18 protein-coding genes and 1 pseudogene are annotated in these 18,423 nt (G+C 36.4%); all 19 read right to left on the minus strand.

Going from position 1 to position 18,423, the window contains the following annotated elements:
• Window positions 1-7: 7 nt before the first annotated feature.
• The gene (locus BTOYO_RS02515) at window positions 8-673 is read right to left on the minus strand and encodes an HNH endonuclease (RefSeq protein WP_001257231.1); all 666 of its coding nucleotides are present in this window, start codon (window positions 671-673) and stop codon (window positions 8-10) included.
• A gap of 490 nt (window positions 674-1,163) precedes the next feature.
• Complete coding sequence (locus BTOYO_RS02520) at window positions 1,164-1,640, minus strand: SMI1/KNR4 family protein (protein WP_001245027.1); 477 nt, start codon at window positions 1,638-1,640, stop codon at window positions 1,164-1,166.
• A gap of 35 nt (window positions 1,641-1,675) precedes the next feature.
• Window positions 1,676-2,104, minus strand: a complete 429-nt coding sequence (locus tag BTOYO_RS02525) for an SMI1/KNR4 family protein (protein ID WP_000092334.1) — start codon at window positions 2,102-2,104, stop codon at window positions 1,676-1,678.
• Window positions 2,101-2,607, minus strand: a complete 507-nt coding sequence (locus tag BTOYO_RS02530; RefSeq protein WP_033657352.1) for an HNH endonuclease — start codon at window positions 2,605-2,607, stop codon at window positions 2,101-2,103. Before BTOYO_RS02530 ends, BTOYO_RS02525 begins: the two co-directional genes overlap by 4 nt.
• Before the next feature lie 120 nt (window positions 2,608-2,727).
• Window positions 2,728-2,841, minus strand: a pseudogene (locus tag BTOYO_RS27900) (HNH endonuclease); the annotation flags it as partial.
• A gap of 217 nt (window positions 2,842-3,058) precedes the next feature.
• The gene (locus BTOYO_RS02535; protein WP_000427864.1) at window positions 3,059-3,598 is read right to left on the minus strand and encodes a T6SS immunity protein Tdi1 domain-containing protein; all 540 of its coding nucleotides are present in this window, start codon (window positions 3,596-3,598) and stop codon (window positions 3,059-3,061) included.
• A 9-nt stretch (window positions 3,599-3,607) separates the two neighbouring features.
• Window positions 3,608-5,302, minus strand: a complete 1,695-nt coding sequence (locus BTOYO_RS02540) for a polymorphic toxin type 15 domain-containing protein (RefSeq protein ID WP_000382728.1) — start codon at window positions 5,300-5,302, stop codon at window positions 3,608-3,610.
• 32 nt (window positions 5,303-5,334) lie between these two features.
• Entirely contained in the window at window positions 5,335-5,661 is a 327-nt protein-coding gene (locus tag BTOYO_RS02545; protein ID WP_001198200.1) for a hypothetical protein, read from the minus strand.
• The gene (locus BTOYO_RS02550) at window positions 5,661-6,380 is read right to left on the minus strand and encodes a DUF5081 family protein (RefSeq protein WP_000514188.1); all 720 of its coding nucleotides are present in this window, start codon (window positions 6,378-6,380) and stop codon (window positions 5,661-5,663) included. Before BTOYO_RS02550 ends, BTOYO_RS02545 begins: the two co-directional genes overlap by 1 nt.
• 22 nt (window positions 6,381-6,402) lie before the next feature.
• Window positions 6,403-6,708 (minus strand): WXG100 family type VII secretion target, encoded by a 306-nt coding sequence (locus tag BTOYO_RS02555; protein WP_000014533.1) that lies wholly within the window; start codon window positions 6,706-6,708, stop codon window positions 6,403-6,405.
• A gap of 26 nt (window positions 6,709-6,734) precedes the next feature.
• Window positions 6,735-7,157 (minus strand): hypothetical protein, encoded by a 423-nt coding sequence (locus tag BTOYO_RS02560; protein WP_000883458.1) that lies wholly within the window; start codon window positions 7,155-7,157, stop codon window positions 6,735-6,737.
• 444 nt (window positions 7,158-7,601) lie between these two features.
• Entirely contained in the window at window positions 7,602-8,333 is a 732-nt protein-coding gene (locus tag BTOYO_RS02565) for a M15 family metallopeptidase (RefSeq protein ID WP_000241997.1), read from the minus strand.
• Between the two features lie 48 nt (window positions 8,334-8,381).
• On the minus strand, window positions 8,382-9,617 hold the full coding sequence (locus tag BTOYO_RS02570) for a CapA family protein (protein ID WP_000903057.1): 1,236 nt from the start codon (window positions 9,615-9,617) through the stop codon (window positions 8,382-8,384).
• 768 nt (window positions 9,618-10,385) lie between these two features.
• A complete protein-coding gene (locus BTOYO_RS02575) occupies window positions 10,386-12,005 on the minus strand; it encodes an amidohydrolase (RefSeq protein ID WP_000642581.1) in 1,620 nt (539 codons plus the stop codon).
• A gap of 91 nt (window positions 12,006-12,096) precedes the next feature.
• Window positions 12,097-13,452 carry an aspartate aminotransferase family protein gene (locus BTOYO_RS02580; protein WP_162148118.1) on the minus strand — a complete coding sequence of 452 codons (1,356 nt, stop codon included), beginning with the start codon at window positions 13,450-13,452 and terminating at the stop codon, window positions 12,097-12,099.
• Window positions 13,453-13,482: 30 nt separating this feature from the next.
• Entirely contained in the window at window positions 13,483-14,943 is a 1,461-nt protein-coding gene (locus tag BTOYO_RS02585) for a CoA-acylating methylmalonate-semialdehyde dehydrogenase (RefSeq protein WP_000261833.1), read from the minus strand.
• Window positions 14,944-15,132: 189 nt separating this feature from the next.
• Window positions 15,133-15,414: a cupin domain-containing protein gene (locus BTOYO_RS02590; protein WP_000464526.1), complete on the minus strand. Its 282-nt coding sequence runs from the start codon at window positions 15,412-15,414 to the stop codon at window positions 15,133-15,135.
• Between the two features lie 45 nt (window positions 15,415-15,459).
• The gene (locus BTOYO_RS02595; protein WP_000706167.1) at window positions 15,460-16,896 is read right to left on the minus strand and encodes an MATE family efflux transporter; all 1,437 of its coding nucleotides are present in this window, start codon (window positions 16,894-16,896) and stop codon (window positions 15,460-15,462) included.
• Between the two features lie 45 nt (window positions 16,897-16,941).
• Window positions 16,942-18,414, minus strand: coding sequence for an aldehyde dehydrogenase family protein (locus BTOYO_RS02600; RefSeq protein WP_000405149.1), 1,473 nt, complete (start codon window positions 18,412-18,414; stop codon window positions 16,942-16,944).
• Window positions 18,415-18,423: the final 9 nt, after the last annotated feature.

Below are 18,423 nucleotides of genomic sequence, written 5' to 3' on the forward strand. Positions count from 1 at the left end.
CCTCTTTTTATTTATTAGCAAACCCTCCAGGTTTAAAAGCTCCTGCGTTTATTTCCCCTACACCACCAAGGTGTCCGAATTCACTATTTATTTTTGTTGGCACGAGTTGCATTGTTTTAACATCATTTAATTCATGCCATGTTAATTTATTTTTTTCTCGATATTTTTTTATATCTCTTGCACTGATTTTACCAGATTCCATCCCAAATTTACTTGCTAATTCAGTTGAACCATTAATCTGGTCAGCTAATTTTTGGTCTGATTGAACAAAATTAGCTCGTCTGGCTTTCCCTCCATAAGTTCCTTTTCCTCCAAGCATATAGTTGATTTCAACTTGTGCCTTTGCTGTTGGTGAAAAATCAGGAACTGCATTTTTATATTGAATACCCTCAATCCCAACTTCATCTAAAATCTGTTTTAATTGACGGTCTGGTGGTGGCTTAAGTATGCACTTAGATTCACCCCGTATTCCCTCAAATTCAACCTTTGGATTCTCTAATGCAGGTGTCTGATTAAGCCTTGCCTCATAAGAACTAGCAAAATCAGTTTGCCTAAAAGCAGGTGGAACTTCAGCCTCTCTATTACCCGTACCCTTAGAAACTTCATCGACTTTCCTTTCGAACTTGCTAATTAGATTTCCAAGCTTTTCCGTATCAACTTGGAGGGACCTCAATCCGAATAAATCAGCCGTTTGACTAAGCCTAACCTTAACAGGAATTGGAACATTCTGATATTCCTTTTTCCACCGTTAAGCCGTGCTCATTCCGTCATAAACAGGAAGCTTGTATTTAACTTCATAAATACCTAGAATATCCGGATGTGGCGTTTTTGTTACACCTTGATTAATATTCTTTATCGGATCACCGAAGTTGTCTAAAATGTACTATTCAAAGTTTTCAAGGTTGTGTCCACCTTTTATACCTATAGTCGGTTTTGCTTTAAAACCTTTTACTTCAATTAAATGCTTATCATAACCAGTCTTAAAATTCACTTTAATTTTCGGATTAACTTTAGGAACTTCACCCGTCCCCTATGTTGTACTTTTAAATAATTCGGGGAAAAAGAAGAGGCTTTCTCTAGGTCGTTAGACCACAAAGAAAGCCCCGTTTAAATTAAAGAGATTAACCAACTATTAACTAATTCCAATCAATAAAATCCTATCATTAGTTTTCAGGAATATATAAATTATCTACAAATTCAGAGAAACTTTTAGAAATTAGTCGGATGTATTCCTCTCTTAACTCGTTATCTTCTTCAAAGTAATCCATATCACAATGATATACACTACCTCTATCTTTCCCATCAATTGATAAACAAATCAAACTCCCCGCGGGGTCAATTCCAATTGGAAGAAAATTACTTGGTACCACTTGCATCAAATTATAACTTCTTAATTTCTCTTCTAGATTTATTTCATTTTCTATTGATAGAGGAAAAAACATTGAAACAGACGATGTTATTACGCCTTTCTTAGTTGTATCATTAGTTTTAAATCTTCGTTGCTCAGTTTTTCCTCCATTTTTAGACAGCAAAAATTGTTTATAATCATCAGGTAACAATATACCATACTTATTTTCGAAATCTTCGATATCTTCAATGCCAATAGGGGTAAAAGTATATTCAAAATCTAAATTCCTCATACAATTAACCTTCTTTCCTGTTCATTTTGTTTTTCTCAATCAGAGTATAATCTCTCAATCAATTCAGAAAAAGAGTCGCATATTAATTTAATTTTATCCTCATTCACTGATTCCTGATCATAGAAAACTACTGACGGAGAATCTTTAGTATCACAGTAATTAAAACAAATAAGTCCCCCAAATGGGTCTCTTGCAAATGGAATAATACCTTCCGGAAGTGAAGTTAATTCATAAACAACTTCTACATTTGCATCTTTGCTTGTAAAACTTAATAGACAATCAAAGACTGCTCCACCCTCATCATCATTAATATCATAAATATTAGGCTCAGGATAACCACCGTTATTTTTTTTAATGCATTCACGGTAATCATCTGGAAATCTGACACCAAATGAATTCTCCACAGCAATAATTACTTGCTCATCTATCGCTCCATCCGTAAATAGCCAAGTTACTCGGCTCATTTTATCATCTCCAAAATAATTTTCTTCAGTTTACCTGTTCTACCGTCATCTCCACCACCCCAAATTGCTCTACCACCTGTATGACCCGCAACCTGATGTTCATAGTAATCAACAAGTTGCATTTTACCAGTCTCTTGATGATGATGCCATGTGACTGATTTTGGCTTCTTACCTAATTTGAATAGCTCAATATCTGTTTGGCTGAATTGTTTTGCTAAGTTTGGATCTTTCATTATATCGTCATATAATTTTTTTGAGAGATATTTAAACTGCACTGAGTCAGGCTCTATATGATATGACTCTGATAAAGATGTTTCATATTTTGAATTAAAAATTGGGTAACCATCTTTATCATATTTAACTTTATAAGTTTCCCCATTTTTCTTAGATGTAAATGTATAAGTAGTAATTCCTGTAGAATCATCTACTACTTTTTCTTCAAAATCTCTTGGTTTATTAGGTTTTCTACTATAAGGAGGTAAATCTCTAGCTGCTTTTGTCATAGCTTCTTCATATTCTGCAGTTCTTTCATTAGTCGGTTTAATTTTTTTAGTTTGAGTACCTTCACCCGTACCCTTAACCCCACCACTCTCCAAATTCGAGATCCTACTCTGAACACTCGACTTTGAGGCATCATGGGCTTCTTGTAATTTCCCGCTATAGTTCGTTCCAGTTCTAGCGACACTTCCATCTGGCAGTATTTCTACACCTTTAAAGATTTGGGATACGGAGTCCACACCTTTTGCTAATTTTCAATTATATAATACTAGCAATTTATGTTAGCCTTAATTCATAAAAAATTACTTTTTATAAATTCAACCCAAGTTTCTCGTTACCACATTTCTATATTATAACATTAACTCAATCGTATCTTTTAAAGCTTCATTTACATTAATAGCCTTTTAAATAAAAAAACTGAAAGAGGATTTATCCACCTTCCAGTTTCTTCGTTCATTATTCTATCGGCCCCATAAATTGAGTAATTAAATAAACATGCTCGATAAGTTTGACTTTTTGTAAGTTTTCTACTTTTTCTGGTCCACCTAGTGCAAGTAAAGGTGTGTAACCAAAACATTCATCAATTTCAAGCCTTCCGTATTTATTTAATGCCTCCTGATAATGCTTCCAATCCAATGCTTTCTCTAAAAAATAATCATCTTTCGTATTTTTAAAGAAAAACTTAAATTTTCCAGCTACTACATCTACCGTACCTTTTCGATACTTAAGTAATAATAAATAGTTATTTTCCCACACAAGAATATCTCCCATACCTGTTGTAAAAATTGGGATAGCTTCTTCATAACGGATATAACTTTCCTTTAATATATCTAAATATTTTTCTGGATTTATTGCTCTTAAGTATCCATTTAACATACTCCCAAACCCATAGCATTTCCATAAATCTATTATTTGATCTGGAACTTTCCCTGTATACTTTTCAATAACCTCTGTTGATGGTTTTTCGAAAGATATAAAATCATTTATATTTTCCATAGTATCCCCCTACTCCGATTTCAATCTAACATTAAGATATATCAATTTTTTTTCTTCCTCTGATAAGGTGTCAGCAACTCGTCTAATTTCCTTATCCACATTACCAATCCTGCTTTTCCACTGCGAACCTATTGATGAATTAATTCTAGAATCACCCATGCCAGTTATTTTTAATGGATTTCCACCCGCAATTTGATCTGGGTCATGTAATGCAGCTTTATCCTTTATCCACTTTAAAGCTTGCTCTTCTGCTTCCCTAAATGAAAAACCTTCTTCCATAAATTCATCTATTTTATCTTGCACAGCTTGTTTTCGTGCTAATCTTTGAGCTGAATTTGCTTGTTTTGATCTTCCATATTTTAAAAATTGGTTCCGATTCTGAATAAACTCATCAACTGTCAATTTCCCCAGCCCATCTTCTTGGTTTTTTAATTGTCGTATAAACTCATCTTCATTATGTTTTGGATTACGTTTAAATTCGATTCCAATTTCGTCAGTACGCGAGCTATTATTACCCACTCCGCTAGTTTTATTACTTCCTTCTAATTTACTATGCCCATGAGCAAGTTGATAAGCGTCATCCTTAGCTGCCGTACTTGCCTTTGAAAACTTTCCAGCTACTTCTCCAACAGTTGAAGATTCTATATAAGGAAGCTTCATTCCTATTCCAGTATCCACCGTCCTAACTGCTACTGGAATAGGAGTATTTTTCATAGCATCTAGTGCATTTTTTAAAGTCTTATTTTCCTTAAGCGATTGTACCACATTTTTACCCAAATTTGGATTAAAACCAGGCATTCCTTCTTTGAATTTTAATAATTTCGCTAAATCTGCTAATTCACTCGTGCCTTTGAATGCTTTTACTCCTTTTCCTACTGCTCCAACAACTGGGATTGCATCTAATCCGCCAAAAATGATGTTTCCTACCCGCTCTTCTTGGCTCAATTTCCTATGTGTTCCCCAGTCTTCTCCGTCGATACCACTTTTGATTTGTACCGCGCCGTATACAACTGCGGCAGCGGCCCCGAGTGGTGGGCAAAGGATTGTTGTGATGATGATTCCTACGCCTATTCCTATGTCTCGCACCATTTCTAGTTTTTTCTGTTCATCTTCTATTGATTTGTATTCAAATCCTCGTGTGGATGGGACTACTTTCTTATATTCTTCATAATTTAGTTTTGCATCTGGATTTTGTTTTTTTAGTTCTTTGTATTCCCCTCTCAGTACGTTATCAAATGCAGGTGAATCTTTAAAAATATCTTCTACAGTTATTTTATCTTTTTTTGTTTTTATTGTTTGCGGTACACTTCCGTATCCCGCGTGCGCATCTGGTAATACTGTCGTTGTTGTAGAGCCAATTCGGTTATTTGTTTCGAAGCTAAGAATAGATGTATCTCTCATTTTTTGAGCGAATTTATCCATTTCTACTAAAAAAGGTTTATCTATATGTTCAGACACCAATCGCCCTGCTTCTCCGCAATATTTTTGTAATGTCGAATAGCTATCAAGTAATTCCCCTATTTTTTGCGATTGATCTTTTGGGCTAAAATGTATACTACCATCTGAGTCTAAATCTCGTATTCTTCCATCAATTCTTTTTAATGATTCATTTGCGTGCCGTAATTTTATGAGTGCATCTTTTGTAATTCGATTCATACCATCTCCCATGTTTTGCCATGGTTCAGGTCTATATTTCACATCCATTTCGTTTTCATCCCCCAGCCGTATGATGATTTCTACAACTTACTTAATCTTTCACGTAATTGTTCGTCCTTTTCAAGCATTTCCACGCATACATTTCCTACAACTTTCGCCGACCTCAAATAGTGTTCAGACAATTCAAGTGTTTTGTGTAATATATCAGGATATTTTTCAATTACTCTCATCGCTTCACCTTTTTGATAAAAATCACTGCTTAATAAACTCTCAATATTTGTTCCAATGACGTCTAAATGGATTTTATATATATTTTCTAACTTCATTACTATATCAAGTAGTTCTTGAAAATTAACTAATACTTCTTCTCCACCACCAGAACCACTATCTCCCATTGATACTTGCATTATTGAATACCTCCTAACGAGAATTGTCTCGGGTCAATTAACTTTTTATATGGCATTTTTAACACGTCATACAATTTCTTATTAACCGCATAGAGGCTCACCCAGTCATATCGATTACGATCTACATCTATTTGAACGAAATCTTCTCCTTCAGTGAAATATAAGAAACATTCCCATTTTCCTCCTCTATTACTTCGAGGCCTCGTATACGTTTCTATCGCTATAACGTCTTTATTTGATAAATCTTTTCCCTCAAATGTTTGTTGTTCTGCCTCTGTCATTCTCTTTGAGAAAAATGTATCTTCTATTTCTCTCGGTTCTCTCAATAAGAAGGGTATGCGTGTTAATAATGAAAAATATACGTCCGGTTTTGGTATGTAGTCGATCTCGTATTTTTTATTTGGTTCTATTTCTGTTAATACAGCCACTCGGTCTTTATCCTCTTTTAAAAAGCCAATTAATACATTATTCATTCTCGTGTATTCATGACAATTTTCATATTCCTTTAATAGCTCAATTATTTGAAAAGCTGCAGGGGTAATTCCGTTTTCACTTGTAAGTAGGCCTTTTTCTTTTAAACTCATAGTTGCTTTTGTGACACATTCTTCATCAAGTAAAATAATTACGTCACGGTTTGGCAATCCAAATATATCCGTAACCCCGGCTGCACCTGCGAGAACATATAATTCAGCTGGTGCAAAATTCCTTTCTTTTCCCATTCTTTTATCCCTCATTTCTCCATCACAACTGTTTTATCGCCCTTACTTCCGATCTATCTCCGTACGTTTGAATACTTTTATCTAACTCTTTCAAAGCTTTCGTATGTCCTTCAAATGCATCTACCAGTTCTGAGTTATATTGAATGATTAAATCTAGATAACTTAAAAAGGCATCTCTCGTTTTTCCATTCCAGTTCGCACATGTAACGTATGCTTTTAAGTTTTTCGCTTCGTTTAAAGAATCCTTCATACCATTTTCTATGTTTTGTGCGTAAGAAATGGCACTTGCAGTGTTACTTCCTATAATTTCAACCTCTTTACCACTCATGTAGATTCCCCCCATTCTTTGTATGCTTAATGGATAAGTTTTTCAATTTCCTTTTTCTTTTCTTCAAAAGCCTTAGTCGCTGCAGCGTATGCTGACGCTTTCTCCGCTTCTGCTTTAGCTTTATATTCCAAATACTTTGCATAAGCTGTACCTTTTGCAGATCCAACATCGCTTAATGCACTTTTAAAATAGGATACTAATGTATTTAATTCTTCATCCTTTTCATGACGTTTTTGTTCAAATTCAACTGCCGGAATTTTATTAGCTTCCAAGCCATTACTTTTACTCTCATAATCTCTCTTCGCTGATTCAGCCTCTTGAATGAATTGCTTTAACTCTCTTTCTTTATCTTTTAAATAATCATGTAAATCATCATACCGATCTCGTTTCCTCGCACTTTCTGTAAAACCAGACGCATTTAAAAAAGCATTGTACAATTCATCTAACATCTTTCTCCCCCTTTATTACAATAATTATGTAGTTAAATTCATATATATAAATATGAATATTCATTACATTAAGAATTAACAAATAATTATTTTTGCATATTGCTATTTTATCAAAGGGGTTTTAACATTTCCATATTTTATAAATAGCTTTCGCATTTTTCTTCAATTGTAATACCTGAAAAGCAGGCAGTCTTTAAGGCCTAATTAAGTAAGTATTCTATGTTACGAATGAAAAAGGATCTGATATAAATATCAGATCCTTTTTCACTGCTTCTTTTATAAATTTAATTTCTTGATACATACATCGTTTCACACGATAACTGGTTCATACGTGCTCAAATTATCATACACAGTTTTTACAATACTAGGCGGAAGGTTAACACATCCTCAGATCCACCTTTTCCTGTGGCAGTGCATAATGTTTAATAGAATCAAAGCATATTTTTACTTGCCTGACTTAATTTTTTCGCTATATTCTTCTAAAGTTAACCCTTTTTCTTTTAGATACACAGCAACTTCTTTTCCTACATAACGATAATGCCATGGCTCATACTTAATGCCAGTAATATTCTCTTTATCTTTCGGATAGCGGAGAGTAAACCCATACTCTGCAGCATTCTTATCTAACCATTTGAATGCATCAGTCGTTTCAAATTTTGCATTTAAATCTTCTACCGTATTCTGCCATTCAACTGAAATAATGTCTAACGCTAATCCCGTATGATGTTCACTTGCACCAGGATACTGAAGATATTCCAATGCTTTAGCACTAGCCTCTTTATCCGACAAACCTTGAGATTTATAGCTTTTAACTGAAGCATCATAATAAGTTTGTTGTAATTTTATAGCTCGATAACCTGATCTTAAATAAAGATTGATTCCCTCTTTTTTTGCAGCTGCTACCATATCCTGATAGGAAGTTGCAATTCTACTATCTATTTTCATATTTGGCTTCGCATTTTGGGTAATACTTGTTAATTCAATTCCTAGTTCCTTTGATAACATATGCTCTCTATTTACAAGGATAATTCTCCAATCATTAACATCAGAGATAGGTAAAACATCTTTTTTATTCGCATTTATCTCATTTTTATTTTTATCGTTATTATTAGTAGTTTCCTGAGATGTTTGCTTTCCACTACAAGCAGCAAGGCTCCATCCCATTGCCAATACCAATGCTAAAATTATAATTTTTTTAATTGTATCTCATTCCCTTTTTGTTTATTAGTCTTTATACCAATTTCCCAACACATCTCTAGGGATATCCTTGAAACTCTCTAAAGAAACGGGGCCGACAAATTTTTTAATCCCATGATTTTTAGAATCTTCATCCGAATAATCTTTTAAAAATTGAATTTTAAATTGTTTCTTACCATCAGCATAGTCGGTTACTGTCGGTACGAGTGCCGCTTGTCGTATACCAAAAGTTTTATCTTCATACTTAACAAATTGTATATAAGATAATCCTCCTACCAATGTTTCTAATTTTTCTTGAGCAGAAATAAGATTTCCAAGAGAATAATAGATTAGCGTTTCATGTCCATCTTTATTTTGTTTCCACTCAATTGGTTGAATTACATGTGGATGATTTCCAATTACTACATCTACACCTAAATCTGTTAAATATTGAGCAACTTCTTTTTGTTGCTTTGAAGGTGTAGAGGTATATTCTACTCCCCAATGCACCATAACAATCACCATATCGGAGCTACTCTTTGCCTTTTCCACATCATTTTGTATCGCTTTTTTATCCATTACATTTAATGCCCAAGACTTATCAGCTGGAATTTTAATTCCATTCGTACCGTATGTATAATTTAGTAACGCAAAACGAATACCATTTTTTGTAATCGTTTTTATTTCATTACGCTCATTTTGATTCTCATTAATGCCTAATGGGATAACATCCGGATATTTCTTCCAGTATTCTCTTGTATTCGCAACACCTTTAATACCCATATCCATAGCGTGATTTGTCGCTTGCGTCACTATATTGAATCCAGTGTCCACTAAAGATTGACCTACTTCTTCAGGTGTATTGAAAGTCGGATATCCCTGTACTTTTAGATTATTTCCTGCTATTGGAGTCTCCTGGTTCACTATAGCAAGATCACTTGATTGAACAGCTTTTTTGATATTTTCATAAATATAGTGATAATCATATGAACCGTCTTTTTGTTTGCCATCTTTAATTACTGCATCATGATATAAATTATCACCCGTTGCCATTACATTCACAACCGATTTTACTTTTTTATCTTCAATAAAATTAGGAGACTGTTGAATGGGACTTTTCTCTACCCAGTTTGGTGCTTTTAATGATGTATCTGTATTTGATTGAGCCGGTGGTGATGAAGCTTTAGATGACTTAACATCTGTATTATCACAAGCGGTTAAAAGTACTAAAAAAATAAGACATAATAAAAATTTATTTTTACTTCTCTGTAAATTATGTAACATGTAATCCTCTTTTCTGTTCTATTACTTATAACCAATTTTAACAAATAACTTTTTAAACAACGTATTTTGGTTTTACACTTCATTATGGAAGGACACTCTGTTACATCTGCTTCGGAATATACGGATAACCGTTTTCCACTTTCTAACAATCTATCGATTCTATTAGAATTGATAGATTGCTAAAAAAGCATTATCCACCAGGATGCCGACTAGATTCCAATCAACATCCTCCATATATTGAATTTGATATACCTCTTCCAATTGTAGTAGCTGGTTAATCTAAACAAGAGAGGAGATATAGCCTCTTCTCTTGCTTTACATTTGTGAGTGGCTCCAAAAAGAGGGAATCGTTGCCATCCCCTCTTTAGATAGTGCAAAATTTTTGTACCTATTTTCTTTAAGTCGAGCGACAATCATTATACGAATCACAATAAGTAAGACCCAAGAACTTATTTTACCAATATATTAAAAAAGTAGCAATATCACCTGCGATTCATATAAAGAAGCCAATTAGGAGAAATGAAAAAGGAAGTCGTTATCTCTATCGTACAATTGATAAAGATGATGTAGCTCAAGTATTAAAAAAGTTAATCTGTACTATTAACAACAGTTAAAAGAAAAAAATAGTTATTTCCTATATCGAAAATTATGTAAATGAATACTGTTATGAAACGACTATACGATGGCACCGTTATATTTCCATAAAACTAACAAACTAAAATACCACGTAACATTACAAGAGTTACGTGGTATGTAAACGATGAAATATTAAATTTTCACTGATTGTTCTTCTTGATAAATAATCTCACCATCAATAATAGTTATTTCTACTTTTAAATCTTTAATTCGGTTTGGATTCACACTTAAAATGCTGTCATTTAATATAACTAAATCCGCCAACTTTCCGACCTCTATGCTTCCTTTTATCTCTTCTTCAAAACTCGCATAAGCGCCATTCCATGTGTATAGTTTAATAGCTTCCATTACACTTATAGATTGATTCACACCAACCTCTATTCCAGACTTCGTTTTTCTATTGACAGCAACATGAATTCCTAATAAAGGGTTATAGTCGGTAACTGGTGCATCCGAACTACCTGCTGCAATGATGCCTCGATCAATATAATCACGAGCAGCGTACATATGATTAACACGATCACCATAGTGCCGTACATATATCTCTCCGAATTCATATGGAAATGGAGGGTTTGGAATTGGAACTATCTCAAGTTTTTTCATTCTCTCTTGTAAATCTGGTGAAGAAATTCCCGCGTGCTCGATTCGATGACGATGATTTTTTCTTGGTGATTCCTCTAACGCCCTTTCTACACAATTTAAATACATTTCAATAGCTTTATCACCTTGTGCATGCACAGTGATTTGATAACCTTTTTTGTGAGCTTCGCCTAACACTTGATAAATTTCTTCCTCATTATAATAAAGAATGCCATAATTGTTACGATCACTCGAATACGACTCACGGGTTGCAATTGTAGGTCCAGTGCTACTTCCATCTGTAAACAGTTTAGCTGGTCCAACCTTGAACCTCTCATCTCCGGTACCAGTTATCACACCAGCTTCGACCATTTTATTAACAAATTCATGGGAGTTATTTATTTGACATATCATTGCATATATTCGGACACGAATATCCCTACTCTTCACAGCTCGTTGTAGTAAACGAAAACTCTCAGGTCCATCTCCACCTGCGTCATGTATACTCGTTATACCAGCTGCAACGAAATGATCTGATGCAATTTTCACAGCCTTCATCATTTCACTTTCTTTATAACTTGCAACTTTACTCATCTCCATATTTGCTGCTTCAATTAACCTTCCTGTAAGCTTTCCTGCCTGATCCTTTTCAATAACTCCCCCACTCGTGTTCGGTGTGTTCTCGTTAATTTGCGCAATTTCTAATGCTTTGCTGTTCACTACGCTTATGTGGTGACAAGTACGAGTTATAATAATAGGATGGTCAACTGAAATGTCATCCAGCTCAGTAATTGATGGATAACGCTTTTCCTTCACAGCGGTTTCATTAAAGCCCCAAGCACGTATCCATTCACCTTTTGGCGTTTCTAATGCCTTCTTTTTTAGGTCATCTAACAAAGCTTCGATAGAATCAATATGTTCAGCTTTACAACTGACAGCCAACTGATTTTGTCCATAAGAAATGAGGTGCAGATGGGAATCAATGAATCCAGGAAGAAGCGTTTTTCCTTGCAAGTCAATTACATCCGTTTTTTCTCCTATAAAACTCTTAACCTCCTCATTCGAACCAACAAATGCGATACGATTATTTTGTATTGCCACAGCTTCGACTACTGTATTCTTTTGGTCGACTGTAATAACTTCTCCATTTAACAAGACAACATCAGCTTTCATAAACTCAACCCTTTCGGAATTACCCTTTTCGAGTAATTCATTCCGTATTTACAGTTACATCTCTCAATAGGATCTTCCGCCTTTTAACAAATTAAAGTTGAGCTAAACACTCTTTTATTGTTGTAACGATAAAAGTAAAGTCTTCCTCTGTAATGTTTAATGGCGGTGCAAATTGCAAAATATTATTGTAACCGGCAACAGTGTCACCATTTTTACCGATAATTAGACCTTTTTCTTTACAAGCATTGATGACTTTGTTCATCTTTTCAATGGAAGCCGGTTCTTTTGTTTGCTTATCTTCCACTAGTTCAATACCTAAAAGAAGACCTTTTCCGCGAACATCTCCTACGTTTGGATGTTCTTTTACATCCTCTAGTTCATCTAACAGTCGTTCACCCAATTTCTTGGAACGGTCAATGAGTTTCTCATTCTCCATAATTTCTAAATTTTTCAAAGCTAAGGCACAAGCTGCAGGGTTTCCTCCGAACGTATTCACATGGCGAAATCGATCATAATCTTCGCTGCCTACGTACGCCTCATAAATCTCTCGTTTAACTGCTGTTGCCGCCAAAGGCAGATACGCACTTGTAATACCTTTTGCCATCGTAATGATATCTGGTTTGACACCGTAATTCATAAATCCAAACGGCTTCCCTGTCCGCCCAAATCCACATATTACTTCATCACAAATGAGCAACGCACCGTGCTTCTCGCAAATTTCTTTTACTTTTGCCATATATTCATCAGGAGGCATCAAAATGCCGCCCCCAGTAATAATCGGCTCCATAATTACGCCGGCTACTGTTTGACTTAACTCCCATGTCATGACACGATCGATTTCATCAGCACTTGCCAGTGTACGAACATCTTCTGGATTACGATACGTATCAGGCGGTGCTACATGCAAGAATCCTTGCCCAAGTGGTTCATATTTATACTTTCTTTGTGCTTGTCCTGTTGCCGCAAGAGCCCCCATTGAGTTACCATGATAAGCACGATAGCGTGAAATAAACTTATAGCGTCCATGATCACCTTTTTGCTGATGATATTGACGAGCAATTTTAAACGCTGTTTCATTTGCTTCCGATCCACTGTTAGAAAAGAAAATAACGTATTCATCATCAAGCCATTCATTCAATTTCTCTGCTAATTTAATAGCAGGAACATGACTTTGTGTCAGAGGAAAATATGGCATTTCTTCCAGTTGTTCAAAAGCCGCTCTTGCAAGCTCTTTACGGCCATATCCAACATTCACGCACCAAAGACCGGACATGCCGTCTAAATAACGGTTTCCATCAATATCCGTCACCCATGCTCCTTCTGCTTTTGTAATAATTAAATTCGTTGGATTAGGGGATGCTCCTTTCATTGCATGCCAAAGGTACTTTTCATCTGCTTGTTTCAAACTTAGTGTTTGCTCTGTCGCTTGCACAATCACCAACTCCATTCTATCCGTTTATGATTTTCTATCACTCTATCAATAACGAGCCGTAAGCATTTTCTTGCGCGTATAAAATTCTACGCCATCTTTTCCATTTGCATGGAGATCACCATAGAAGGATTTCTTATAACCTGAGAATGGGAAGAATGCCATTGGAGCAGGAACCCCAAGATTGACCCCAAGCATACCTGCATCAATTTCTTCACGGAATTCACGAATTGCTTTCGCGCTATCGGTGTATAGGCATGCACCATTTGCGAACGGTGATGCATTAGCAACATGAATTGCTTGCGCCAAGTCTTTTACGCGTATAATAGAAAGAACCGGTGCGAAGATTTCATCTTGCCAGATTTTCATTTCCTGTGTCACATTGTCAAAAATCGTTGGACCGACAAAATAACCGTCACCGTTTGCTGCATCATCTTCACGTCCGTCACGAATAAGTGTCGCTCCCTGCTCTATACCAGATTGAATGTATCCGAGTGTACGCTCTTTATGGCCGTCACGAATAACGGGACCAAGGAAAACATCTTCTTCCAGACCATTACCAATCGTAATTGCATTCGCCTCTTGAAGCAGTCTATTAACGAGCTCATCTGCAACGTCTTCTTCCACGACAACAACAGCCGCCGCCATGCATCTTTCACCCGCTGAACCGAAGGCAGCACTTGTAATTTCTTTCACTGTAAAACTAAGGTCCGCATCTTTTAATACGATCGAATGATTTTTTGCACCTGCAAGAGCTTGTACACGTTTGCCGTTTGCTGCTGCTGTTTTATATATATACTCAGCGACAGGTTGAGAACCAACGAAAGATACAGCCTTCACATCCTCATTGTCAAGAATGCCATTCACAACTTCATGTGCACCATGTACAACATTTAGTACTCCATCTGGAAGGCCTGCTTCTTTAAACAGTTCAGCTATGCGATTCGCCAGCAACGGTGTTCTTTCAGATGGTTTTAATACAAACGTATTTCCGCATGCAATCGCGAGTGGGAACATCCAGCATGGCACCATCATCGGAAAGTTAAATGGCGTTATTCCTGCGATTACTCCGATTGGATAACGATACATCCCTGATTCAACACCAGTAGCAATATCAGGAAGTTGCTCTCCCATCATTAAAGTAGGTGCACCTGCTGCAAATTCAACACATTCAATCCCTCGCTGTACTTCACCGTAAGCTTCTTTATAACTTTTTCCATTTTCCAAGGTAACGAGTTTCGCTAACTCCTCCCAGTTTTCAATCAAAAGCTGTTGGTAGCGAAATAGAATCCGAGCACGCCGAGGTACAGCAACCTTTTTCCATGTTTGGAATGCTTCTTTCGCAGTTGCTACAGCTCTATCCAAATCTTCTTTAGTCGAAAGCGGCACACGAGCAATAGTCTCTCCTGTTGCTGGATTTGGTACATCTTCTACTTGTTTACTTGTGGATTCTATCCATTGTCCACCAATATAATTTTTTAACGTTTGTACATTTTTCGTTACTACCATGGTGAAACCTCCTAATTTTAAGATAGCCGTCCTATGTATGTATTGCATTCACAAAAAAAGAAAGCGCATTCATTAGACGGTATATAAACTTATTTATATACATTTCTCTAACATTACTAATCTTACTCTTATCGATTGCATATGCAGGAGCAGTCATCTGCTTAGCATTTGTCCACTCCCCAGTTCACATTATTTCAGATTAATCTCATGGTTCATCTTATAATTCTTTTTCAAAAATACTGGGCAATCCCATTCACAAACAAGGTCCTTATCCAAGGAAACAACCCAGCCCTTTGTAACATGATACTTTTTTCCATCAACAGTAATAAACACTTCACCGTCTGTCACATAGAAAACTTCCTGTTCTTCTACATGCCACGTTCCTTTATTTGGTTCACCTACCCATGGTTCCCATGTGTTGGCACCTAGTTGCTCTGCTTCTTCTGCTGTAATTTTTTTCGCAAAAAACATGATGATAACCCTCTCTCTTATTAGTAATTTTGACGGAATACGTTCCTATACATCTACTGTTTTAACATTGGTATCTGTATTAACATTGATAACCTTTAAACGTTTGAACTCTTTTCTCATAAAGTATATGGCAATGAGAACGCCTGGAATTTCGGCAGCAGGAGCAGCGTACCATACACCTTCTACACCCCAGAACTTCGGAAAAACAAATAGAAACGGTATCATGAACAACAATATTTTGCTAACACTAATAAACGTTGCGGACCAGTTTCTCTCCTGTGATTCAAAATAACCAGAGACAAGCAAGCTAACTGCACTAAGTGTAAACAAACAATTGAATACAACCGTCGTCCAAATGCCCAGTTTTTGCAATTCAGGATTACCACCGGAAAAAAATGACACAATTGGATCTGCAAAAATGATTAATATAGCTGTCACAATTACAAAGAAGGAAACTGTAAAAATGAGTCCCATCTTAATTGCTTGTTTCACACGATCAAGGTTGCCTGCACCATAATTATAACTAATAATCGGTTGAAGCCCTGTCATTCCACCGAGCGCCGCTAAAGCGAGAAGATTTGTAATGTAACCATTTTGAATCGTGAAAGCTGCAACGTGCAGACCACCTCCGTAGCTTTGCAGTAAATTGTTGGTGAAAATAATTGCTATAAACATCATGAACTGACTAGAGAAAGATGCAAACCCCGTCCAAACTACTTCACCAATCTTCTTAAGATTAATCATCACATCTTTCATTTTTGGCTTCAGTTTTGTTTTACCAAACCAGAAATAAAAGATTAAGAGAACAGGAATCGATTGCGAAATCGTATTAGCCCATGAAGAACCCATCATCCCCATGTCATACTTCACTACCATAATCCATTCCATAACTCCAGCAACAACTGCTGCGACTAACCAACTGTTCATTGACAATATAGGTTTTTCATCGATATTAGCTAAAATACTTAATACAACGGCCAATATCGTTAATGGCAACGAAATCCATAGTAGTCGGCTATATTGCACCGCATACGGAAGTGCTTCATCACTTGCTCCAAATAGAATCATAATATCAGTTTCAAAGACCAATCCAAGTACAGCTATCAAAGTGGAAAGGAAAAGAGTAAACCATAAAGTTTGTCCCATAATACTTCTAGCTTCTTCTATCTTCCCTTTCCCCATTCGAAGTGAAATGACCGCTCCGGCTCCTATCCCCAAAAGAACCCCAATCATACGGGTAATAACCATGACCGTAAACCCAATTCCGATTCCTTCGATTTCTAGCTCCTGAAAGCCACTGACGAAATAGCCATCAATAACCGATACAACTCCTAGAATTACATTAGCCATAATTCCTGCCAAAGCAAACCGTAAATATAGTAACGGAATACTTTTGGTTCCGAGCACTGAATCATCCACCGACTTATTCATTCCTTCTGGCTTCTCTATGTTCGATGACGGACGGTTGTCCACTATTTTCATGAGCATATCCCCTTACAAATAATTTATATAGCAAGTTAAGCTCAATTAATTCACATACCAACCTACAGGCTCGGCATGCTGGTGGATATTGATTTGCTTCGTTTCCATAAAGTGCTCCAGCCCGGCAACACCTAAAGCCCTACCGATTCCACTTTGCTTATACCCGCCCCAAGGACCTTCAACATAAGCAAGATGATAACTATTAATCCAAGTAATTCCCGCACGCAATTTACTAATGACACGTTTTGCTCGGTCCATATCTTCAGTAAATACAGCACCGGCTAATCCATAAATGGAATCATTCGCTTTTTGGATCGCATCTTCCTCATCTTTAAATTTCTGTACAACAAGGACTGGTCCAAAAATCTCTTCCTTAACAATACGCATATCTGCATTTACATCAGCAAAGATTGTTGGTGCGATAAAAAAACCTCGATCAAGCCCATTTTCTGTTAAACGTTTACCACCACAAACTAATTTTGCACCTTCTTCCATTCCACTCTTTATATAATATAAAACGTCATTCATATGAGACTCGGTTGTGAGAGCTCCCATTTCGATATTCTCGCTTTCTCCGTTTCCAACTACAATTTTGTTCGCACGCTCGACCAATCTTTCAACAAACTTATCGTAAATGGTCTCTTGTACAAGCAAACGGGATGCAGCTGAACAAACTTGCCCAGCGTTGTGGAAAATACCAAACATCGCATTATCGACAGCAGTTTCAAAATCCACATCGTCGAACACAATAAGTGGAGATTTCCCCCCTAGTTCCAGTGTAATTTTTTTCATATTGCCCGCGGCTGCTCGCATAATACTTTGACCTGTTTTTGTTCCACCTGTAAAGGCAATTTTGTCAACATCATGGCTCTCTGCAAGCTCATTCCCAACCTTTGAACCAGGTCCCAACACTAAGTTTGCCACTCCGTCTGGAAGCCCAATCTCTTCGATAATTTCAAATAACTTGAATACGCTTACAGGAGTGACGTCAGCAGGTTTAATTACAATTGTATTCCCTGCGGCAAGTGCAGGAGCAATTTGCCAAACAGCTAGCATAAGCGGGAAGTTCCAAGGTACAATCAGTCCACAAACACCAATCGGTTCATGAATAACAATCGTTTCTGAAGAATCATCACGATTGTAAGATTCCTTTTTTATACCTTTAATCAAGTCAGCATAATAGCGGAAGCATTGAACCGATACTGGAATATCTACATAGGTTGTTGCACGAATAACCTTACCGTTATTTGCAGTTTCCAAACGGGCAATTTCAGCTGTCTTCTCTTCAAGACGATCTGCAATCTTATATAGATAATCAGCTCTTTCATCAGCCGATAAATCTGACCAAATTCCGCTGTCAAACGCTTTACGAGCCGCCTTTATTGCTAGTTTCGCATCATCTGCTGATCCATGAGCGGACGTTGCAATAACCTCTTCAGTTGCAGGATTGATAATATTTCGTCTAGCACCCGATAATGCTTCTACCCATTTTCCGTCAATGAACATGTTTATTTCCATAAACACCTC

This window comes from Bacillus toyonensis BCT-7112 (assembly GCF_000496285.1).
Taxonomy (GTDB): domain Bacteria; phylum Bacillota; class Bacilli; order Bacillales; family Bacillaceae_G; genus Bacillus_A; species Bacillus_A toyonensis.